This window comes from Streptomyces sp. NRRL WC-3605 (assembly GCF_001509795.1).
Classification (GTDB): Bacteria; Actinomycetota; Actinomycetes; order Streptomycetales; family Streptomycetaceae; genus Streptomyces; species Streptomyces viridochromogenes.
The window spans coordinates 41,529-62,047 of sequence record NZ_LLZN01000041.1; the positions used below are offsets into that span (position 1 = coordinate 41,529).

General features: G+C 73.1%; 23 protein-coding genes. 15 read left to right on the forward strand and 8 right to left on the reverse strand.

Annotation, left to right across the window (positions count from 1 at the left end; translation table 11 throughout):
- Window positions 1–254: 254 nt before the first annotated feature.
- Both ADL34_RS08620 and ADL34_RS08625 read left to right on the forward strand, forming a co-directional pair.
- On the forward strand, window positions 255–878 hold the full coding sequence (locus tag ADL34_RS08620; protein ID WP_079034043.1) for a LysE family transporter: 624 nt from the start codon (window positions 255–257) through the stop codon (window positions 876–878).
- Between the two features lie 85 nt (window positions 879–963).
- A complete protein-coding gene (locus ADL34_RS08625) occupies window positions 964–1,413 on the forward strand; it encodes a nitroreductase family deazaflavin-dependent oxidoreductase (RefSeq protein ID WP_062665683.1) in 450 nt (149 codons plus the stop codon).
- Between the two features lie 135 nt (window positions 1,414–1,548).
- Here ADL34_RS08625 and ADL34_RS08630 read toward each other — a convergent pair whose 3' ends face one another.
- Window positions 1,549–2,520, reverse strand: coding sequence for a cation diffusion facilitator family transporter (locus ADL34_RS08630; RefSeq protein ID WP_062665554.1), 972 nt, complete (start codon window positions 2,518–2,520; stop codon window positions 1,549–1,551).
- 184 nt (window positions 2,521–2,704) lie between these two features.
- Here ADL34_RS08630 and ADL34_RS08635 point away from each other — a divergent pair, with 184 nt between their 5' ends.
- Window positions 2,705–3,718 carry a glutathione S-transferase family protein gene (locus ADL34_RS08635; protein WP_062665555.1) on the forward strand — a complete coding sequence of 338 codons (1,014 nt, stop codon included), beginning with the start codon at window positions 2,705–2,707 and terminating at the stop codon, window positions 3,716–3,718.
- A gap of 22 nt (window positions 3,719–3,740) precedes the next feature.
- The gene (locus tag ADL34_RS08640; protein WP_062665557.1) at window positions 3,741–4,049 is read left to right on the forward strand and encodes a DUF4235 domain-containing protein; all 309 of its coding nucleotides are present in this window, start codon (window positions 3,741–3,743) and stop codon (window positions 4,047–4,049) included.
- 34 nt (window positions 4,050–4,083) lie between these two features.
- On the opposite strand, the gene ADL34_RS08645 is transcribed toward ADL34_RS08640, so the two are convergent.
- Window positions 4,084–4,476 carry a VOC family protein gene (locus ADL34_RS08645; RefSeq protein WP_062665560.1) on the reverse strand — a complete coding sequence of 131 codons (393 nt, stop codon included), beginning with the start codon at window positions 4,474–4,476 and terminating at the stop codon, window positions 4,084–4,086.
- A 92-nt stretch (window positions 4,477–4,568) separates the two neighbouring features.
- The gene (locus ADL34_RS08650; protein WP_062665562.1) at window positions 4,569–5,540 is read right to left on the reverse strand and encodes a GlxA family transcriptional regulator; all 972 of its coding nucleotides are present in this window, start codon (window positions 5,538–5,540) and stop codon (window positions 4,569–4,571) included.
- A gap of 71 nt (window positions 5,541–5,611) precedes the next feature.
- On the opposite strand from ADL34_RS08650, the gene ADL34_RS08655 reads away from it, so the two are divergent.
- Entirely contained in the window at window positions 5,612–6,562 is a 951-nt protein-coding gene (locus ADL34_RS08655) for an NADP-dependent oxidoreductase (RefSeq protein ID WP_062665565.1), read from the forward strand.
- Between the two features lie 241 nt (window positions 6,563–6,803).
- Window positions 6,804–7,184 (forward strand): anti-sigma factor antagonist, encoded by a 381-nt coding sequence (locus tag ADL34_RS08660; protein WP_062665685.1) that lies wholly within the window; start codon window positions 6,804–6,806, stop codon window positions 7,182–7,184.
- 7 nt (window positions 7,185–7,191) lie between these two features.
- On the opposite strand, the gene ADL34_RS08665 is transcribed toward ADL34_RS08660, so the two are convergent.
- Entirely contained in the window at window positions 7,192–8,142 is a 951-nt protein-coding gene (locus ADL34_RS08665) for a ribose-phosphate diphosphokinase (RefSeq protein WP_062665566.1), read from the reverse strand.
- A gap of 176 nt (window positions 8,143–8,318) precedes the next feature.
- On the opposite strand from ADL34_RS08665, the gene ADL34_RS08670 reads away from it, so the two are divergent.
- From ADL34_RS08670 to ADL34_RS08680, 3 genes are all read left to right on the forward strand, one after another.
- On the forward strand, window positions 8,319–8,981 hold the full coding sequence (locus ADL34_RS08670) for a DUF4230 domain-containing protein (protein ID WP_062665567.1): 663 nt from the start codon (window positions 8,319–8,321) through the stop codon (window positions 8,979–8,981).
- A gap of 97 nt (window positions 8,982–9,078) precedes the next feature.
- The gene (locus ADL34_RS08675) at window positions 9,079–9,660 is read left to right on the forward strand and encodes a VanZ family protein (protein WP_079034044.1); all 582 of its coding nucleotides are present in this window, start codon (window positions 9,079–9,081) and stop codon (window positions 9,658–9,660) included.
- Window positions 9,661–9,835: 175 nt separating this feature from the next.
- Window positions 9,836–11,068: a ricin-type beta-trefoil lectin domain protein gene (locus ADL34_RS08680; protein WP_062665568.1), complete on the forward strand. Its 1,233-nt coding sequence runs from the start codon at window positions 9,836–9,838 to the stop codon at window positions 11,066–11,068.
- Between the two features lie 9 nt (window positions 11,069–11,077).
- Here the strand turns inward: ADL34_RS08680 and ADL34_RS08685 are convergent, their stop codons facing one another.
- The gene (locus ADL34_RS08685) at window positions 11,078–11,314 is read right to left on the reverse strand and encodes a hypothetical protein (RefSeq protein WP_062665569.1); all 237 of its coding nucleotides are present in this window, start codon (window positions 11,312–11,314) and stop codon (window positions 11,078–11,080) included.
- 90 nt (window positions 11,315–11,404) lie between these two features.
- Between ADL34_RS08685 and ADL34_RS08690 the strand changes: the two genes are divergently transcribed.
- The 3 genes from ADL34_RS08690 (at window position 11,405) to ADL34_RS08700 (ending at window position 14,778) form a co-directional block, all read left to right on the forward strand.
- Window positions 11,405–12,430 carry a PHP domain-containing protein gene (locus ADL34_RS08690; RefSeq protein WP_062665570.1) on the forward strand — a complete coding sequence of 342 codons (1,026 nt, stop codon included), beginning with the start codon at window positions 11,405–11,407 and terminating at the stop codon, window positions 12,428–12,430.
- Between the two features lie 290 nt (window positions 12,431–12,720).
- Window positions 12,721–13,683 carry an SDR family NAD(P)-dependent oxidoreductase gene (locus ADL34_RS08695; protein WP_062665571.1) on the forward strand — a complete coding sequence of 321 codons (963 nt, stop codon included), beginning with the start codon at window positions 12,721–12,723 and terminating at the stop codon, window positions 13,681–13,683.
- A gap of 66 nt (window positions 13,684–13,749) precedes the next feature.
- The gene (locus ADL34_RS08700) at window positions 13,750–14,778 is read left to right on the forward strand and encodes an SDR family oxidoreductase (protein WP_062665572.1); all 1,029 of its coding nucleotides are present in this window, start codon (window positions 13,750–13,752) and stop codon (window positions 14,776–14,778) included.
- Window positions 14,779–14,798: 20 nt separating this feature from the next.
- Here ADL34_RS08700 and ADL34_RS08705 read toward each other — a convergent pair whose 3' ends face one another.
- Both ADL34_RS08705 and ADL34_RS08710 read right to left on the reverse strand, forming a co-directional pair.
- Window positions 14,799–15,044, reverse strand: a complete 246-nt coding sequence (locus ADL34_RS08705) for a hypothetical protein (protein WP_062665574.1) — start codon at window positions 15,042–15,044, stop codon at window positions 14,799–14,801.
- A gap of 56 nt (window positions 15,045–15,100) precedes the next feature.
- The gene (locus ADL34_RS08710) at window positions 15,101–16,375 is read right to left on the reverse strand and encodes an ROK family transcriptional regulator (protein ID WP_062665576.1); all 1,275 of its coding nucleotides are present in this window, start codon (window positions 16,373–16,375) and stop codon (window positions 15,101–15,103) included.
- A gap of 206 nt (window positions 16,376–16,581) precedes the next feature.
- Between ADL34_RS08710 and ADL34_RS08715 the strand changes: the two genes are divergently transcribed.
- From ADL34_RS08715 to ADL34_RS08725, 3 genes are all read left to right on the forward strand, one after another.
- Window positions 16,582–17,076 (forward strand): FBP domain-containing protein, encoded by a 495-nt coding sequence (locus ADL34_RS08715; RefSeq protein WP_062665578.1) that lies wholly within the window; start codon window positions 16,582–16,584, stop codon window positions 17,074–17,076.
- A 174-nt stretch (window positions 17,077–17,250) separates the two neighbouring features.
- Window positions 17,251–18,501, forward strand: coding sequence for an FUSC family protein (locus tag ADL34_RS08720; RefSeq protein ID WP_199835544.1), 1,251 nt, complete (start codon window positions 17,251–17,253; stop codon window positions 18,499–18,501).
- Window positions 18,502–18,611: 110 nt separating this feature from the next.
- Entirely contained in the window at window positions 18,612–19,823 is a 1,212-nt protein-coding gene (locus tag ADL34_RS08725; protein WP_062665580.1) for a lactonase family protein, read from the forward strand.
- Here the strand turns inward: ADL34_RS08725 and ADL34_RS08730 are convergent.
- Window positions 19,791–20,513, reverse strand: a complete 723-nt coding sequence (locus ADL34_RS08730; protein ID WP_062665582.1) for a DUF2470 domain-containing protein — start codon at window positions 20,511–20,513, stop codon at window positions 19,791–19,793. The two genes, ADL34_RS08725 and ADL34_RS08730, sit on opposite strands and share 33 nt — an antisense overlap.
- Between the last annotated feature and the right edge of the window lie 6 nt (window positions 20,514–20,519).

Here is a 20,519-nt window from a genome sequence, read left to right on the forward strand (position 1 = left end):
GACGACGGCAAGTTCGGCCAGAACACCGCCGCGGAGAAACTGGCCGGGGATGATCGCTCAAGGCTTCGCCCGCACCGGACGGGAATCCGCCCGCGCGGCGGGCCGGGGGAAATTCGCTTGTCGCGGGCCGGTCGGGGACCACAGAATCCGGCCATGCCGAAGAACATCGCCTTTCTGCCGCCGACCGCCGCCGTCCGTCCGGTGCGGTCCCAGCAGCAGCCCGGCCGACCGTGGGGACCGACGCCTCCCACGTCGTGACCGCCGCGCTCCTCGCGGGCCTGCTGGCCGGATACGGCATCGCCGTACCCGTCGGCGCGGTCGCGACCTACCTCGTCTCCCTCACGGCCCGTACCTCCCTGCGCACCGGCGTCTGTGCCGCGCTCGGCGTGGCGACGGCCGACGGACTCTACGCCCTGCTGGCCACCCTCGGGGGATCCGCGCTCGCGGCCGCCCTGCGCCCGGTGCTGGTGCCGCTGCGCTGGGCCTCGGCCCTGGTGCTGGCCGTGCTCGCCGTGCGGGGCGCCGCCCTCGCCGTACGCCAGTACCGGTCCCACCGTCTGGCCACCCGGTCCGCTCCCCCGCCGCCCGGTCCGGGCCGCGCCTATCTGTCGCTGCTGGGCATCACCCTGCTGAATCCCACGACGGTCGTCTACTTCACGGCCCTGGTGCTCGGCACCCGCGCCGCGGACTCCGTGTCGGCCGCCGGGCAGAGCGTGTTCGTCCTGGCCGCGTTCGCCGCCTCGGCGAGCTGGCAGGTGCTGCTCGCCGGGGGCGGGGCCCTGCTGGGGCGGATGCTGACCGGCCTCAGGGGACGGCTGGTGACCGCGCTGGTGTCGAGCGCGGTGATGCTGGCGCTCGCGGTGCGGATGCTGCTGTAGCGGTGCGGCGGACCGCGGATGACCGGCGCCTGTGCGACTGTTGACCGAAGTGTCAGTACTCGTACACGACGATGGGATGGATGTCATGCCTCTCGAGGGCGAATACGAGCCCAGCCCGAGCAAGTGGGTGCGCGACCAGGTGGAGTTGTACGAGCGGTCCGGCGGCACCGAGGGCACCACGCTCCAGGACACCGGGCTGCCCGTCATCCTGATGACGACCCGCGGCGCCAAGAGCGGCAAGATCCGCAAGACGCCCCTGATGCGCGTGGAGCACGAGGGCCGGTACGCCGTGGTCGCCTCCCAGGGCGGGGCGCCGACGCACCCGGTCTGGTACCACAACGTGAAGGCCGAGCCGCATGTCGAGCTGCAGGACGGTCCGCGCAAGCAGGACATGAGGGCCCGTGAGGTCACCGGCGCCGAGAAGGCGGAGTGGTGGGAGCGGGCCGTCGCCGCCTATCCGCCGTACGCCGACTACCAGAAGAAGACGGACCGGGAGATCCCGGTGTTCGTCCTGGAGCCGTTCGGCCGGGAGTGAAGGGTGCGGCCGGTGCCCGTGAGGCACCGGCCGGTCCCGCCGCCGGGGAATCCCTGAAGTCTTTCCCGGGGCGGAATTCCGCGAGGTTTTCCGCCGTCGGGGCGCATGACTCCGCGCATGCGGGGCATCCGAGCGTCAGGCCCCGCCGCGCTCCCCCGTCGCGGCGGGGCTTCCCTGTGCCTCGCGCGCGGACCGCTCGGTGATGTCGAGGAAGATCTGGTCCGCCTCCGCGACGGTATGGCCGATGGACCGCTTGATCCGGACGGCGACCTCCTCGACCTGTTCGCTGTCCAGTCCCGGCATCAGGTCGATCCGCGCCGCCACCAGCGCGCTCTCCAGGCCCGTCTTCATCGTGAACAGGGCCTCCACGCTGTCGATCTCGGGCTGCGCCTCCAGCAGCGCGCAGATCCGGGCGGCCGCCTCCGGGTCGGCGGCCTCGCCGATCAGCTGGTCACGGGCCTCGCGCCCCAGCCGATAGGCGACGTAGACGAGCAGCGCGCCGATCGCGAGCGACGCCGACGCCTCCCACACCACCTGACCGGTGACCATGTGCAGGGCCATACCGGCGAGGGCGAGGCTCACGCCGAGCACCGCCGTGCCGTCCTCGGCGACGACCGTGCGCAGCGCCGGGTCGCGCATGCCCTCCGCGAGCCCGCCCTGCCGGCGCACCTGGTGCAGCGCCCGCACCAGCGACACCCCTTCGGCGAGGAAGGCCACGCCGAGGACGATCATGCCCGCGACATAGCCGCCGAACGACTCCTCGGAACCGCCGCGCAGGGCCTCCACACCCTGGAAGACCGAGAAGCAGCCGCCCATCACGAAGATCCCGACGGCGGCCAGCAGCGACCAGAAGAACCGCTCCTTGCCGTAGCCGAAGGGATGCCGGGCGTCGGCGGGGCGTCGGCTGCGGCGCAGCGCGGCCAGCAGGAACACCTCGTTGAGGCTGTCCGCCACGGAGTGCGCCGCCTCCGACAGCAGGGCGGGTGAGTGGGCGAGGAGCCCGCCGACGGCCTTCGCGACGGCGATGACGAGGTTGGCGATCAGGGCGACCAGGACCGTGATCCGGGTCCTGCGGTCCGATTTCGGAGTGTCCGGTGTGCTGCTCACCTAACGCCGACTGCCCCGGCGTCCCCCGCTCACACCGTGCGTCCGGCGGAAAACGGGGGACTCGGGGGGAGCCCGGGCGTACGGTCCCGAGGACGGCGTACGGGCGGGTCCGCCGCATGGCGGGCGGGAACGGAGGAACCCGGCATCGGCCGGACGGACCGGCGGCCGGCGGAAGGGAGCGATCATGAGCGGCGGGGGCAACACCGCCTATGGCCGGAAGGCGTTCCAGCGGTCCAGGGCGCACTTCACGGACCGGATCACGGCGGACGGCCGGGACGGGTGGCCGGTCGAGGCGGGCCGGTACCGGCTGGTCGTCAGCCGCGCCTGCCCGTGGGCGAGCCGGGCGGTGGTCTCGCGGCGGCTGCTGGGCCTGGAGGAGGCCCTGCCCATGGCGATCACCGATCCCGTGCAGGACGACCGGAGCTGGCGGTTCTCCCTGGATCCGGGCGGCCGCGACCCGGTGCTCGGCATCCGGTTCCTCAGCGAGGCGTACGACCGGCGGGAGACGGACTACCCGGGCGGCGTCAGCGTCCCCGCGATCGTGGACGTGCCCAGCGGCGAGCTGGTGACCAACGACTACCAGAGGATCACCCTGGACCTGGCGACCGAGTGGACGGCCCTGCACCGGGAGGGCGCGCCCGACCTGTACCCCGAGGCGCTGCGGGACGAGATCGACCAGGTCATGGCCGACGTGTACGAGGACGTCAACAACGGCGTCTACCGGGCGGGCTTCGCCACCGGGCAGGAGGAGTACGAGAACGCGTACAGGAGGCTCTTCCGGCGGCTGGACCTGCTGACCGGGCGGCTGGCGGGGCAGCGCTACCTGGTCGGGGACACGATCACGGAGGCGGACATCCGGCTGTTCACCACACTGGTCCGTTTCGACGCCGTCTATCACGGTCACTTCAAGTGCAACCGCTGGAAGCTGACGGAGAACCAGGTGCTGTGGGCGTACGTCCGTGATCTCTACCAGACGCCGGGATTCGGCGACACCGTCGACTTCGACCACATCAAACGGCACTACTACCAGGTGCACACCGGGATCAACCCGACCGGCATCGTCCCCGTGGGGCCGGACCTGTCGGGCTGGCTGACACCGCATCACCGTGCGGAGCTGGGCGGCCGGCCGTTCGGCGACGGGACGCCCCCCGGCCCGGTTCCCGAGGCCGAACGGGTACCGGCGCACGCCCGTCCGTGAACAACTGAGGAGGCACAGGCACATGGGCAAGAAGAAGCAGAAGAAGGCGAAGCTCCCGCTCGCCTACAAACCGCTGGGGTTCGCCCTCGGCTGGGCGAGCGGCGCCCTGGCGGGGCTCGCCTTCCGCAAGACATGGATGGCGATCCGGCACGAGGAGGACGCCCCCGACGCCCTGGACCGGGACCGCGGCTGGGGCGAGGTGCTGCTCGCCGCGGCGGTCCAGGGCGCCCTGTTCGCGATGGCCCGCAGCCTCGCGGACCGCACCGGCGCCAAGGCGGTCGAGCGCTCCACCGGCGTCTGGCCGTCCGCGGACAAGGGCGGACGGGACTGACGGCCGGCTGAGGTCCCGGGTGCCGCCCGGGGCCTCAGCCCTGCTTGGGTGCCGTGGCGGGGGTGCGGCGCAGGGTGAAGGAGTGACCCGCCGGGTCGGAGAAGCCGCGCTCCTCGTACGGTCCCGGGGCGTCCTTCGCCTCCACGGGACGTCCTCCCAGGCCGACGATCCGGCGCTCGGCCTCGTCCAGGTCGTCCACCACGAAGTCCAGGTGCGCCTGGAGGGAGTTCTCGGGGCGGGGCCAGCTCGGCGGGGTGGCGTTCATGTCGCGGCGGAACGCCAGCCGCATGCCGTCGGCGCCCCGGATCTCGACCTGGTTGGCGGTGGCGCCGGTCTGCTCGCCCTCCAGCAACTGCTTGTAGAACTCGGCGAGTTTCTCGGGCTCGGCACAGTCGAGCACGACGAACCCGGCTTTCACGAGCGGCATGGCTCCTCCGAAGAGTCCGGGGCGCGGCCTGCCCCGCTGCCCTGTGTCTCCCGTCTAACCCGCCGGGGTGGTTTCAGTCCGTGCCGGGTCCGTCAACGGACGGTGGCGGCCTGGAAGGTGCGCCGGTAAGCCTGCGGGGACACCCCGATCGCGGCGTGCAGGTGCTGGCGCAGCGAGGCGCCGGTGGCGAAGCCGACCTGCGCGGCGATCTGGTCGACCGGCAGATCGGTGGACTCCAGGAGGTGCCGGGCCCGCGCCACCCGCTGCTGGATCAGCCATCGGCCGGGGCTGAGGCCCACCTCGTCGCCGAAGCGGCGGGCGAAGGTGCGCCGGCTCATCCGGGCGTGCCGGGCGAGGTCCGACAGGGTGAGGGGTTCACCCAGGTGCTCCAGGGCCCAGGCGCGGGTGGCGGCGGTGCTCGCGGGCCCGCTCTCGGGGACCGGCTGCTCGATGTACTGCGCCTGGCCGCCGTCGCGGAAGGGCGGGACGACGCAGCGCCGGGCGACCGCGTTGGCGAGCTCGCTGCCGTGGTCGGTGCGAACGATGTGCAGGCAGACGTCCACGCCGGACGCGGCGCCCGCGGAGGTGAGGACGCGCCCGTCGTCGACGAAGAGCACGTCCGGGTCGACGTCGACCCTCGGGTACATGCGGCGGAACGCCTCGGTGACCTGCCAGTGGGTGGTGGCCCTGCGGCCGTCGAGGAGTCCTGCGGCGGCGAGGACGAACGCGGCGGTGCAGATCGACACGATGCGCGCGTCCGGGCGAATGAGCGCCAGCGCCGCGGCGAGCTCGGGGGACAGCTCGGTCGGGATGTACGCGGTGGCCATGGAGGCGACGACCACGGTGTCGGCCGTGGCGAGGATCTCCGGGCCGTGCTGCACCCCGATCGTGAAGTCCGCGTTGCTGCGTACCGGACGGCCGTCGACGCTGCCGGTCAGCACCTGGTAGTGGCCGTCGGCCGCGCCGAAGATCCGGCTGGGGATGCCCAGCTCGAAGGGGTAGACGCCGTCCAGTGCCAGCACCACGACCCGCTCGGTCCGCCCGGAGGCTCCTCGCTCACTCATGGCACGATCTTATCGAAGGTTGGCAATCGTGCCATTTTCCGGAAGCCTCGCGCCGGGCAGGCTGAGGAACCATGAGCACTGAGCACACGATGCGAGCCATCAGCCAGAACGTCCTCGGCGGTCCCGAGGTCCTCCAGGAGGTACGGCTGGAGCGGCCGGCGCCGGGCCCCAACCAGGTCCTGGTCCGGGTGCGCGCCGCCGGCGTCAACCCGACCGACTGGAAGCACCGGGCGACCGGCGGCTTCCTCGGCGACCCGCCCTTCGTCCTCGGCTGGGACGTCTCCGGCGTGGTGGAGGCGACCGGGATCGGCGTCGCCGCGTTCCAGCCCGGCGACGAGGTCTTCGGCATGCTGCCGTACCCGTACGGGCACGGCTCGCACGCCGAGTACGTGATCGCGCCGGTCCGCGCACTGACGCACAAGCCGGCCTCGATCGACCACACGCAGGCCGGCGCGCTGCCGCTGGTCTCCCTCACCGCCTGGCAGGCGCTGGTCGAGCACGCGGACCTGCGGCCCGGGCAGCGGGTGCTGATCCACGCGGCCGCCGGCGGGGTCGGGCACGTGGCCGTACAGATCGCCAAGGCGCGGGGCGCGTACGTGATCGGCACGGCGAGCGCCGGCAAGCACGACTTCCTGCGGGAGATCGGCGTCGACGAGGCGATCGACTACCGGGAGACCGACTTCGCCGAGGCGGCGAAGGACGTCGACGTCGTCCTCGACACGCTCGGCGGCGAGACCGCCGTGCGCTCGCTGCGCGTCCTGCGTCCGGGCGGCGTCGTCGTCTCCATCATCCCGGTCGGCTCGGACGAGTTCCCCGAGGAGGCGGCACGGCTCGGCGTGCGGGCCGTCCGGATGCTCGTCGACGCGGACCGCGCCGACCTGCGCTCCCTCGTGGACCTGATCGAGCAGGGCAAGCTCCGCGCCACGGTCGAGCGGACCTTCCCGCTGTCCGACGCCGCCGAGGCGCACGCGCTCGGGGACCAGGGCCGCACGACGGGCAAGCTGGTCCTGACCGTCGACTGACCCTGCCCCTCCTGCCCACCTGGTCCTCCCCCCCCCGGCCGCGCCGTGCCGCCGGGGGAGGAGGACCAGGCCGTTCACGGCCCGAGCGGTCGCCCTCCCGCCATCGGGCGCAACCTGTGTCGCAAATCAAAGACATATGTCAATCGAACATGCTCAGATTCGCTCGATCGAGGGTAACTTGCAGTGCGGGAGCCGGACTTGGGCACCCGCGGCAGGGGAACGGGTTGGAGGCGATGTGGTCGTGCGGCAGGAACCTGCACCCTTCACCCGGCATCTGCGCACCCACCGCCACCGGGACCACCTGGTGCTCGAACTGCTCGGCGAGATCGACATCGCCGCGGCCGCGGAGATAGGCCCCTACCTGGACCGGGTGACGACGGACCCGGCGGCGCGCGTCGTGATCGACCTGCGGAACGTGGACTTCTTCGACTGCTCGGGGCTGCGGCTGCTGTACCGGGCCCGCAGCCGGGTGCTCGACCACGGCGGCCGGCTGCACCTGGTGTGCACCCAGCCGCTGATCCTGCGCATCCTGCGGATCACCGGCCTGTCCCGGCTGCTGCCCCCGCACCCGACGCCGGACGCCGCCCTCGACACGGCCGGGACGGCCTCCGGCACATCCTGACGTTTCGTCAGATGTCCGGAGCGTCGAACAGGGCGCTCACGGACTCGCCGTTGTGGATGCGGCGCACGGCCTCCGCGAGCGCGGGCGCGATCGACAGGATCCGCAGCTTGTCCGTGCGCTCCTCCTCGGGCACCGGCACGGTGTTGGTGCAGACGATCTCCAGGACGTCCGGCTGCTCGCCGATCCGCTTGAGGGCACCGGCCGCGAACAGGCCGTGCGTACATGCCACACGGATCGACCGCGGGTTCAGCTCCCGCAGCCGGTCGAGCAGTTCGAGAACCGTGCTGCCCTTGGCGATCTCGTCGTCCAGGACGATGACGTCGCGCCCGCTCACCTCGCCGATCACGGAGGAGATGCTGACCCGGTCGTCCGCGAACCGCTGCTTGGCGCCGGCGGCCACCTGGGCGCCTATCATCCGGGCGAACGCCGCCGCCTCCTTGGCGTTGCCGAGGTCCGGCGAGACGACGGTGGTCCGGCTCAGGTCGTACTGCCGGAAGTGCGCGGCGAGTTCACGCAGCGCGTGCAGATGGTCGACGGGCACGGAGAAGAAGCCGTGCACCTGGGGGGCGTGCAGCGTCATGGCGAGCACGCGGCTCGCCCCGGCCGCCACCATCAGGTCGGCGACGAGTCGCCCGCCGAGGGAGATGCGGGGGGCGTCCTTCTTGTCGGAGCGCGCGTAGGAGTAGTGCGGCATCACGACGGTGATCCGGCGCGCGGACGCCCCGCGCGCGGCGTCGCACATCAGCAGCAGCTCGACCAGGTGCTCCTGGACGGGCCGCACCAGGGGCTGGATCAGGAAGACGTCCCGTTCCCGGCAGTTGGCCTGGAGCTGCACCTCCAGGCAGTCGTTGGCGAACCGGCTGACCCGGGTGGGGCTGAGGGGCACCCCGAGCTGGGCGCAGACCTCCTCCGCCAGTTCGGGATGGGCACTGCCGCTGAACACGGCGATCTCTCGCACGATCCGCTCCTCGCATGATCATTACGGGTGGCGGCCACATGCTACTGAGATTGCAGAAACGTTGCTTCGGCGTCCAGCCGCCGGCCGCGCCCCGGCGCACCCCCGGAAACCGGTCAACCGACCCGATCAGCAAGGGATTTGGGGGTATCCGGTGAGCAGGAAGGAGGGACGTCGACATGACGACTCCCATCAAGCGCCTCGACCGGCGCCTGCCCCGCTGGGCCAAGGCGGTCACCGCCGTCATCCTGGTGCTGGGCGTGTTCTTCGCCGGGATCCGGCTGAGCGTGCTCCCGGGGCTCAAGGACCTGTTCGGCACCGAGACCCAGGACCGGTCGGGCCCCGCGCTGCTCCGGTCCATCCAGGACATGAGCCGCTACGACGCCGCCTCCGGCAACTTCCAGATCGTCGTCGACCTGGAGAAGGACGCCAAGTTCCTGCCCGACGCCATCCGCGGCACCCGCACCCTGTACGTCGGCGCGGGCACCGTGGACGCCTATGTGAACCTCGGCAAGGTCGGCGAGGACGACGTCACGGTGAACGAGGACCGCACGTCCGCCACGCTGCGCCTGCCGCACGCCGTGCTCGGCACCCCGGCGCTCGACCCCGACCGCTCCTACGCGGTCTCCAAGCAGCGAGGGCTGCTCGACCGCCTCGGCGACCTGTTCTCGGACAACCCGAACGGCGAACAGGCCGTGCAGAAGCTGGCGGTGCGGCACATCGGGGACGCGGCGAAGAAGAGCGGACTGACCGCGCGGGCCGAGAAGAACACCACCGACATGCTGGAAGGGCTGCTGCGCTCCCTGGGCTTCGAGGAGGTGAAGGTGACGTACGGGACATGAGGGACCCGGCCCGCCCGCGGCCGAAAGCGGCCGCATCCCGGGGCGGTACGGGGGTAAGCGCGTGACCACGCCCGGACCTTGACGAGTGGAGGACATGATGGCCGGTGAGACCCTGCGTTCGCGTGTCGCGTTGCGCCTGGGCGCACCCAGGACGACGGGCGCCACCGGCCCCGGCCCCGAATCCAAGGGCGCTGACCGGGACGGCCCCGGCTCCCGGCCCGGCCCGCTGCGCCTGCTCGCCCGCTGTGTGGCGATGGTGTGCGCCTTCGCGTTCATGGTCGCCTTCGCGGTGGTTCTGGCCAAGCTCACCCTGCAGCCCTCCCCCGCGTCGGAGAGCCTGACCCACACCAACCTGCACCCCGGCCGCTCACTGCGCGCCTATCTGGACCAGCCCGAACTGCGCGACGCCGTACGGCAGATCGGCGGCAACCTGCTGCTGGGGGTGCCGTTCGGCGTGCTGGTCCCCATCGTGGCCCCGCGGACCCGGGGGGTGCTGCGGGTGCTGCTGCTGACGGCGACGGTGATGCTGCTGGTGGAGTTCGCGCAGGGCGCCCTGGTGACGGGCCGCGCCTTCGACGTGGACGACGTCATCCTCAACACGTCGGGCGCGCTCATCGGTTATCTCCTGCTGGGCCGGCGGCTGAGCCGCGCGGTGCACGCCAGGCGGGTCCGGGCCTGACACGGCCCCTGCCGCCCCGCCCCGGCCCGCCGGGCGCGGGGCGGACCTCTGCCCGCTGGTCCGTACCAAGGTATTGACGGCCCCTTAACTCACTTCTTAAATCAAGTGGCGACACCTTCACCCCCCACCACGGTCGACGCACCCTTCGACGGGGCGTCGCACGGAAGGGAGCACGATGGCCTCCCCACGGCTGATCCGCTCTGCCCTGCTCGCCGCCCTCTCGGCGGTCCTGGTCGCGGCCGCCGCGATCGCGCCCGCCCAGGCGGAACCACCGCGTGCCGCGGCCGCCGCGGTCGTCTTCTCCGACACCTTCGACGGCCCCGCGGGCGCCGCCGTCGACGGGTCGAAGTGGCAGATCGAGACCGGCGACAACGTCAACAACCACGAGCGGCAGTACTACACCTCCGGCAACAAGAACGCGGCCCTGGACGGCCAGGGCCACCTCGTGATCACGGCCCGGCGCGAGAACCCCGCCAACTACCAGTGCTGGTACGGCACCTGTCAGTACACCTCGGCCCGGCTGAACACCTCCGGCAAGTTCACCGCCCAGTACGGGCACGTGGAGGCGCGGATGAAGGTACCGCGGGGCCAGGGCATGTGGCCCGCGTTCTGGATGCTCGGCACCCCGGTCAACTGGCCCGACTCGGGCGAGATCGACATCATGGAGAACGTCGGTTTCGAGCCGTCCACCGTGCACGGCACGATCCACGGCCCCGGCTACTCCGGATCGGGCGGCATCGGCGCCGGCTACACCCTGCCGAACGGGCAGGCGTTCGCGGACGCCTTCCACACCTTCGCCGTCGACTGGGCGCCGGACTCCATCACCTGGTCCGTGGACGGCAACGTCTACCAGCGGCGCACCCCGGCCGACCTCGGTGGCAGGCAGTGGGTGTTCAACCGGCCCTACTTCCTCATCCTGAACCTCGCGGTCGGCGGCTACTGGCCCGGCGACCCGGACGGCTCCACCGTCTTCCCGCAGCAACTGGTCGTGGACCACGTCTCGGTGACCACGGGCGACACCCCGGCCGGCGGCAGCACCGTGCGCGGGATCGCCGGCAAGTGCATGGACGTGGCGGGGGCGAACACCGCCAACGGCACGCCCGTGCAGCTCTACGACTGCAACGGCACCGCAGCCCAGCGGTGGACGGCCGGCCCGGACGGCTCGCTGCGCGCGCTCGGCAAGTGCCTGGACGCGACCGGCAACGGCACCGCCGACGGCACACCGCTGCAACTGTGGGACTGCACCGGAGGCGCCAACCAGAAGTGGACCGTGTCCGCGGCGCGCGACATCGTCAATCCGCAGGCCGACAAGTGCGTGGACGCCACCGGGAACAGCTCGGCCAACGGCACGCGGCTGCAGCTGTGGACCTGCTCGGGCGGAGCCAACCAGAAGTGGACGGTCGGCTGAGCCGGTCCCTCAGCGGTGGTGCCAGGTGAACTTGTCGCCACCCACCCAGCGGACCACGTCCGGGTCGTCGAGGTCGTGGACCGTGATGCCGTAGAGGGCGGCGGTGGTGAGGACGTCGGTGATGGTCCTGGCCTCGCAGACGATCTCACCATCGATCTCCATGATGCGGAACGGGGGCGTGCCCGGCTGGACCCCGAGCACCATGATCCGCGGCTGTGCGATGTGCGGGCTCGCGCTTTCGGTCATGCATAGAGCGTAGGCCGGGTCCGCGGCGTCCCGCCCGCCGTCACCGTGCGGGGCCGGCGGTGCCGGGGAACCCTGGAGGAGGAGGTGGCGATGGATCCCGTCGAGGCCCTGAACCGGATCGCCTTCCTGCTGGAGCGGTCCCTGGAGCCGACGTACCGCGTCCGGGCGTTCCGTACGGCCGCCCGGGTGCTGGCCGAGCTGCCCGCGGACGAGGTCCGGGCGCGGGCGGAGGCCGGGACGCTGGAGAAGCTGAAGGGCGTCGGCCCGAAGACGGCCGGCGTGGTGCGCGAGGCCCTGGCCGGTCGGGTGCCCGGCTATCTCGCCGATCTGGAGGCCCGGCCCGCCGCGGGACCGCCCGAAGGGGGGCGGGAGCTGTGGGAGGCGCTGCGCGGCGACTGCCATCTGCACTCCGACTGGTCCGACGGGGGCAGCCCCATCGAGGAGATGGGGCGGACGGCGGCGGAGCTCGGGCACGAGTGGGCGGTGCTGACCGACCACTCGCCCCGGCTGACCGTCGCCCGGGGACTGTCGGCCGGCCGGCTGCGCGAGCAGCTGGACGTGGTGGCGGGACTGAACGCCCGCTGGGCGCCGTTCCGGCTGCTCACCGGCATCGAGTGCGACATCCTCGACGACGGCTCGCTGGACCAGGAACCGGAACTGCTGGAGCGCCTGGACGTGGTCGTGGTGTCGGTGCACTCCAAGCTGCGCATGGACGCCCGTTCGATGACCCGTCGCATGATCGCGGCGGTGCGCAACCCGCACGCGGACGTCCTCGGGCACTGCACCGGCCGTCTGATCACCGGTCGTGGGCGCCCGGAGTCGGAGTTCGACGCGGACGCGGTGTTCGCCGCCTGCGCCGAGTCCGGGACGGCCGTGGAGATCAACAGCCGGCCCGAGCGGCTGGACCCGCCCCGCCGTCTGCTGCGCCGGGCGGTGGCAGCGGGCACGCTGTTCTCGATCGACACCGACGCGCACGCCCCGGGGCAGCTGGACTGGCAGCGGTACGGCTGTGCGCGCGCCGAGGAGTGCGGGGTGCCCGCGGAGCGGGTCGTCACCACGTGGACGGCCGACGAGCTGCTGGCGTGGACGCGGGAGAAGCAGCACTCCGGGGCGTGACGCACCTCACCGCCGCAGGCGGCGGGAACAGGAACATCCTCCCGTGGTTCACCGTTGAACCAGCCGTGGGTGCGGATGGGACAGTGTCCCCGGGCCTCACCATCCGCCCACAGGGAAGATCGTTCGGCTGAAGCCCTGTGGAGCCCTTCGCCGAGAGGCGACCGCCATGCGCACCCACCCTCGACGCCCCGACCGGAATCCCCCGTCCGGCCGGGGCTTTTTCCTGTCCGGGCGCACCGCGCCCCCGTCCGCTTGACTTCGAGAGCACTCCAATTCGTAGCGTTCCGGACATGAGTACTGCACAGCACAAGATCGGGTCCGGTTTCGGAGCGGCCAGCACCGCGGACGAGGTCCTGGCGGGCATCGATCTCACCGGAAAGCTCGCGATCGTCACGGGCGGCTACTCCGGGATCGGCCTGGAGACCACCCGGGCCCTCAGCCGCGCCGGCGCCCACGTCGTCGTCCCCGCCCGCCGCCGGTCCACCGCCGACGAGGCGCTGGCCGGGATGGGCGGCGTCGAGGTGGACGAGCTCGACCTGGCCGACCAGGACAGCGTCCGCGGCTTCGCCGAACGGTTCCTGGCCGGCGGCCGGACCGTCGACATCGTGATCGACAGCGCCGGCGTCATGGCCTGCCCGGAGACCCGGGTCGGCCCCGGCTGGGAGGCCCAGTTCGCCACCAACCACCTCGGGCACTTCGCCCTGGTCAACCGGCTGTGGCCGGCGATCGAGCCCGGTGGCGCCCGGGTGGTGTCGGTGTCCTCGCGCGCCCACCACTACTCCGGCATCCGCTGGGACGACGTCCAGTGGCGCCAGGGCTACGACAAGTGGCAGGCGTACGGCCAGGCCAAGACCGCGAACGCCCTGTTCGCCGTCCACCTCGACCGGCTCGCGGCCGACCGCGGTGTCCGGGCGTTCTCGCTGCATCCCGGCGGCATCCTCACGCCTCTCCAGCGGCACCTGCCCCGAGAGGAGATGATCGCCAACGGCTGGATCGACGAGGAGGGCAACGAGATCCCCCAGCCGGGCTTCAAGACGCCCGAGCAGGGTGCCGCGACCCAGGTGTGGGCGGCGACCTCGCCCCGGCTGGCGGGCCTGGGCGGCCTGTACCTGGAGGACTGCGAGGTCGCCGAGCCGGCCCCGGCCGACGGCGAGCGCGTCGGGGTGAAGGACTGGGCGACCGACCCCGAGCAGGCGGCCCGGCTGTGGGCCCTGTCGGCGGAGCTGACCGGCGTGGACGCCTTCGCCGGCTGACGGCGTGCGCGCGGGCGCACGGGGTACTCGGGCGCTCCCGTCCCCACCGTCCGGGAGGAGCCGCAGGTGAGCAGCGGACCGGAACGCAGGATCGTGGTCACCGGAGCCACCGGCAACGTCGGCACCAGCGTGGTGCGGCTCCTCGCGGAGGACCCGGAGGTCGGGTCCGTCGTGGGCCTCGCCCGCCGCAAACCCGACGTGGGCCCGGCGAAGACCGAGTGGACGGCCGCCGACCTCGCGTCGCGGCACACGGATCTCACGCGGGTCTTCGCCGGCGCCGATGCCGTCGTCCATCTGGCCTGGGCCTTCCAGCCGACGCACGACCCGGCGACGACCTGGCGCACCAATGTGCTGGGCAGCCTGCGCGTGTACGAGGCGGTGGCGGAGGCCGAGGTGCCCGCGCTGATCCACGCCTCGTCGGTGGGCGCGTACTCGCCGGGACCGAAGGACCACCCCGTGGACGAGTCCTGGCCGACACACGGCTGGCCGGACGCCGCGTACTGCCGGGAGAAGGCGTACCTGGAGCGGAGCCTGGACATCTTCGAGCGGGAGCACCCCGAGGTCCGGGTGGTGCGGATGCGGCCGGCGTTCCTGTTCAAGCGCGCGTCCGCGAGCGAGCAGCGGCGGATCTTCGGCGGCCGCTACCTGCCGGGGCCGCTGCTGCGGCCCGACCTGCTCCCGTTCCTGCCCGATGTGCCCGGGCTGCGGGTGCAGGCCCTGCACACCGACGACGCGGCCCACGCCTACCGGCTGGCGGTGAAGTCCGACGTGCGCGGCGCCTTCAACCTGGCGGCGGACCCGCCGGTCGACGCCGAGCTGCTGGGCGGGATGCTCGGCGCCCGCACGGTTCGCCTCCCCCGTACGGCGGCCCGCTCGGCGATCGCCGCCGCGTGGGGGCTGCGGCTGCTGCCGGCGTCTCCGCACCTGTTCGACGCGGTCCTGCGGGTGCCGCTGATGGACTGCTCGCGAGCCCGCGCGGAACTGGGCTGGGAGCCGTCCCGCACGGCGCCCGAGGTGCTCGAGGAGTTCCTGGGGGGCCTGCGGGAGGGCGCGGGCGCGGGCACCGCCAACCTCCGGGGCCGGAAGGCCGGCTGAGGCGGCGGGCGCCGGGCGGATCAGCCCGTCGGCTCCTCCGGGGCCGGGTGCTCGGGGTGGACCGCGCCGGTCTGGGGCTCGCCCTGCCGGCCCGTGCCCGCCTCGTCCGTCTCCGGGACGTCGTCGGACTCGGACTCGGAGGCGTCGCGGGTGGGCCCGGCGGGCACCTCCCACGGGTCCTCCCCGCCGCGCGCCTGCTGGTCCGGCAGGTCCCTGGGGATCGGGTCCGGGCTCTCGCCGGGTGCCTCTCGGCGATGGTCGTCCATGGTGCGCCTCCCGCGTGTCGGACGCTGCGAGTACCGTCCCGGGGCCTCGGCAAACGTCAGCGCGGCACGGACCGCGCGGGGGTGCCGCCGGACTCCGGCGCGGGGCCGGGGCGGCGCCCGCCGTGCGCGAAGAAGTCGGCGACCGGCAGGATCGCGGCGCCGACGGTCACCGCGTCCGGGCCGAGCCTGCCCAGTTCGATGCCGACCTTCTCGGCCGGGTGCCGCAGCGAGTAGGAGGCGGCGTGGCGTCGGACGGCGGGCAGGAAGCGGGTGCCGAGCTGGAGGCCGGCCCAGCCGCCGATCAGGATGCGCTCCGGCTGGAAGAGGTTGATCAGGTCGGACAGGCCCGCGCCGACGTACTCGGCGGTCTCCTCCAGCACGGTGAGCGCCACCGGGTCGGCCGGACCGCCGTCGGCCGGGTAGGCGCCGGAGAGCATCACGGACAGCGCGGTCTCCTCGTCGGCGCCCGGCGGGACGCTGCCGCCGGCCTCGACCCAGCGGGCGAGCAGCGACTCGGCTCCCGCGTACGCCTCCAGGCAGCCCAGGGCGCCGCAGCGACAGCGCCGGCCGCGGACCCGGACCGTCAGATGGCCCCACTCGACGGCCCGCCCGTGCTCCACCTCCGGGGTGACCAGGCAGGCGCCGACGCCGGAGCCGAAGAGGACGACCAGCGCGTTCCCGGCGCCCCGGCCGGCGCCGAACCACATCTCGGCCTGGCCGAGCGTCCGGGCGCCGTTGTCGATGAAGTACGGGACGCTGTCGGGGAGTTCCGAACCGTCGCGCAGCAGCCGCTCCAGCGGGACGGCGTCCCAGCCGATGGTCTGGCCGTGCACCACGGCACCGAGGTCGGGGGCGCGTTCGACGATGCCGGGGACCCCTATGCCGACGCCGAGCAGCCGTCCGGGTCCGATGCCGGCGCCCGCGAGCACCTCGGCGACGCCGTCGCGCACATGGCGGACGATGCCGTCGACCTCGTAGCGCTGCTGCTCCAGCGGCAGTTCGGCGCGGGCGAGTTCGGTGAGGGTGAGGTCGAACAGGCCGACCCGCACCCGGGTCTCGCCGACGTCGACGCCGATCATGTGGCCGCTGCCGGGGGCGACCCGCAGCAGGATGCGGGGCCGGCCGCCGTCGGAGTCGACGCTGCCGGCCTCCTCGACCAGGCCCTCGCCGATCAGCTCGGCGACGACGTTGCTCACGGAACCGGAGCTGAGTCCGGTCGCCGGGCCGAGTTCGAAGCGGCTGAGGGGTCCGTCGAAGTAGAGGCGCTGGAGTACGGCCGTACGGTTGCCCCGTCTGAGGTCCCGTACCGTTCGCCCGTTCCGCCCCGCCATGCGGCTCCCTTCCGACCTGCCGTTTCCCGCCCCGATGGATCCGCCTCCATTGTGAACCACGACGTCAGGTGCTCGGCCGGGCCCCGGCGCATGGCCCCGGCGGCGGCGAAATTCGCTGGCCCCGACATGTCATCCTGCCTAACCTAGCCGTGAACCTAGAGCCCCTAGGTTTTGCCGTTTCCGTACCAGCTCCCCTGGAGGCTCCCGTGAGGTCACTCACCGAGGCAGAGATCCGCGACTCGTTCGTCAACTGCTCCAAAGGCGAGGCGAAGCGTCTGTCGGTGCCACGCGACCTGGACGAACGCCCCTGGGACGACCTCGACTTCCTCGGCTGGCGCGAGCCGGGTGCCCCCGACCGCAGCTACCTGGTCACCGAGCGCGAGGGACGGCCGGTCGGCATCACGCTGCGCTTCCCGTCGCAGCAGCGCGGCTTCACGCACCGCAGCCTGTGCTCCCTGTGCCTGACGACCCACCCGGGCGGGGGCGTCTCCCTGATGACGGCCCGCAAGGCGGGGCCCGCCGGGCGCGAGGGCAACTCGGTCGGCCTGTACATGTGCACCGACCTCGCCTGTTCGCTCTATGTGCGCGGCAAGAAGGCCCCCGCGTCGGGCGGGCGGTTCGAGGAGAGCCTGACCCTTCAGGAGCAGATCGCCCGCACCACCGGGAATCTGCACGCCTTCCTCGACAAGCTGTACGCCTGAGTCCTCGCCCCGCTCCCCCGTGAGCCCGTTCGGCCCACCCGCCGCCCGGGTGTCGGCGGTCACCGGCCCCGCTCCTTGCTGTGGCCCGGCCCCTGCGACCACCCTGGGGTTCCTCGCGGAGCATCATGATCCGCGAGCGGTGTGCGGGGACGGTGAGAGGGGAACAGCCCAAGGATGCGTAAGGCACGTGAGGGGCAGTGGTCCCGCGAGCGGCTGGCCAAGGCCCTCCGGGACCCGGTGGTGGTGCAGACGCTGCGGTCGGCGGCCGCGGCGACGATCGCGTATGTCATCGCGCTGCGCCTGAGCCCCGAGGCGGCGCCGCTGACCGCTCCCCTGACGGCGCTGCTGGTCGTCCAGGTCACCTTCTACGCCACGCTCACCAACGGCATCCGCCGGGTGAACTCCGTGGTGGCCGGCGTACTGGTGGCCATCGCCTTCAGCCTCCTGGTCGGTCTGACCTGGTGGAGCCTCGGCCTGCTGATCGTGGCGGCGCTGGGGGTCGGCCATCTGGTGCGGGTCAACGAGTACGTCCCCGAGGTCGCGATCAGCGCGATGCTGGTCCTCGGCGTCACCTCCGTCGGCGACGTGGCCTGGGCGCGCGTGCTGGAGACCCTGATCGGCGCCGTCGTCGGCCTCGGTTTCAATCTGCTGCTGGCGCCGCCCGTCTGGGTCGACGAGGCCGGTGAGTCCCTGGTGGATCTGTCCCGGCGGCTGCGCCAGTTGATGCTGCGCATCGGCGAGGAGGCCGCGGGCCGGCAGCCGTACGAGCAGGCGGCGGCCCGGCTGCACGAGGCGCGCCGGCTCGACCACGACATCATCGAGGTGGACGCGGCGCTCCGGCAGGCCGAGGACAGCCTGCGCCTCAACCCGCGCGTCCGCGAGGGCCTGCTGCACCGCGTGGTGCTGCGCACGGGACTCGACACCCTGGAGATCTGCACGGTGGTGCTGCGCGTCCTCGCCCGCACCCTCACCGACCTCGCCAAGGACCGCGAGCCCGACTCGCTGTTCGAGAAGGAGACGGGCGCGGTCCTCGACCAGCTGCTCTCCGAGATCGCCGACGCGGTGGTCAGCTTCGCGGTCCTGGTCACCACCCATGTCAGCAGCAACGCCGACGCGGCGGAGTCCCGGCTGTCCGCGGAGCTGCACACGGCGGCCGGCACTCGTGACCGGCTGGCCCCGCTGCTGCGCGAGGAGGCGACGCACCGGCCCGAGCACTGGCAGCTGTACGGCGCCGTCCTGACCGAGGTGAACCGGATCATCGACGAGATGAACACCGAGCACCGCTCCCGCCGTCTGCTGGAGGAGCTGGACCGCGTGTCGCAGGAGCAGCGCGCCAGGATGCCGCGGCTGACCCGGATGCGGGAACGCATGGGGGTGCAGGAGAAGCTGTGGAGCCGCACCGGGGTGAGCGGGCGCTCCCGGTAGCCGTGCGGTGCCCGCGGCGCGCGCGGCGGCCGGTGCCGTCCTTGCGCCGGGTGGCGGCGGCACGCCATGGTGGCCGGGCGACCAGGACGACCGACGACCTGAGGTGGGACATGGGTACGGGTGGGCTGAGCAGGCGCCGGTTCGTCGGGGCGCTCGCGGGGACGGCCGCCGGCGCGGCCCTGCCGGCGGTCACGGGCTGCGACGGCGCACCGGCCCCCTCCCGGACGCCGGCCGCGCGGGCGTCCACCCCCGGGACACGCCCGAGTCCGCAGGCCGAGAGCCGTGCGCCCTCCGGGCCCCGCCCTCTGTACCTGGGCACCTACACCTCCGTCGACGGCGGCGGCCAGGGCATCGGCACCGCCACGTACGACCCGGTCACGGGCCGGGTCACGGGCGCCGGGACGATCGAGGGCGTCCCCGATCCGTCGTATCTGGCCGTCCATCCGGACGGGCGCACGCTGTACGCGGTCGACGAGCGCGACGACGGCGCGGTGACCGCCGTGCGCCTGGCCGACCGGAAGGTGCTGGGGAGCCGGAGCACCGGCGGCTCGGCGCCCTGCCACCTGTCGGTGCACCCGGGCGGGCGGTGGCTGCTGAGCGCCAACTACGGCACGGGCAGCGTGGCCGTGCACCCGATCGAGGCGTCGGGGGCGCTCGGGGAGCGCACCGACCTCGTCACGCACTCCTCTCCGCCGCCCGGCCCGGACCAGGACGGCCCGCACGCCCACCAGATCGTCACGAGCCCGGACGGCCGCCATGTGCTCGCCGTCGATCTGGGCACGGACACGGTGTACACCTACCGCCTCGACACCAACGCCGGGAAGCTCACCGAGGTCTCCCGGGCGCGGGCCGCGTCCGGCGCGGGGCCGCGCCATCTGACGTTCCATCCGGGCGGGCGGTACGCCTATCTGGCGAACGAGGTCGACGACACCCTGGCGGTCTGCGCGTACGACCCGGCGACGGGCCGGCTGACGATCGGGCCGGGGCAGGACACGGGGTCGGAAGCGGGTACCAACTATCCGGCGCAGGTCGCGGTCGCGCCCGACGGCCGGCACGCGTGGCTGGCCAACCGGGGGCACGACAGCCTCGCGCGCTACGCGGTGGAGGAGGACGGCGCCCGGCTGCGGCTGCTCGGCACCGTGCGGGCCGGCGGCGACTTCCCGCGCCAGATCGCGCTGTCCCCGGACGGAGCCCTGCTGTTCGCGGCGAACCAGAAGTCGGGCACCGTCGCCGTCTTCCAGGTCGACGCGGCGGACGGCGGACTGCGCCTCGCGGGCGAGCCCTTCGCGTCACCCGTCGCCGTCTGCGCGCTGCCGCTGTAGGGTCCGCGGGCAGCCGGCGGCGGCCTGCGCGAGCAGCGCGTGGACGCGTTCGGTGAGCTGGGCGAGGTCGTCGGCGGGCCGGTGGAAGGTCAGGCGTACGTCGCCGTGGGTGCGGACGCGTTCGATCCGCAGGGTGAGGCCGTGCCGGTCGACGGCGAGGGGCCGCACCCGGACCGCGCCGTGCAGGCTGCCGGGGTCGACGAGCCGGGAGAGACGCTCCACGGCGTCCGGGTGGCAGTCGGCGAGGTGGGTGAGCAGCCGGGCCTCCGCCTCGGCCAGCGGGTCGGGCCGGGCCTCGGCGAACTCGGCGAGGTCGACGACCTCGGGTCCGGAGGGCCGGCGCAGCACCACCCGTGCGGGCCGGAAGGCGAGTTCGTCCCGCTCGGGCGTGAACCAGCCGGACAGCCAGAGCCGGACGCGGATGCGGGTCCGGACGGGCACGGGGGCGACGTCGGCGAACTCCAGGACGGCGGAGGGCTCCCCGCGCGGCGCGCAGATCGCGGCCGTGCGCAGGGCGCTGTCCTCCGGCACGGACAGCAGGAGCCGCCCGTCGTCGCCCATCCGGTGCGCGCCGACGAGCTCCTCCCGGCAGCTCTCGGTGGTCACCGCGCAGGACCAAGCGGCGGCGAGCACCGAGCGGGCCTGTTGTGCCGCGGAAGGAGCGGCCGTCCAGGTCTGGCTGTCACCCATCCCCAA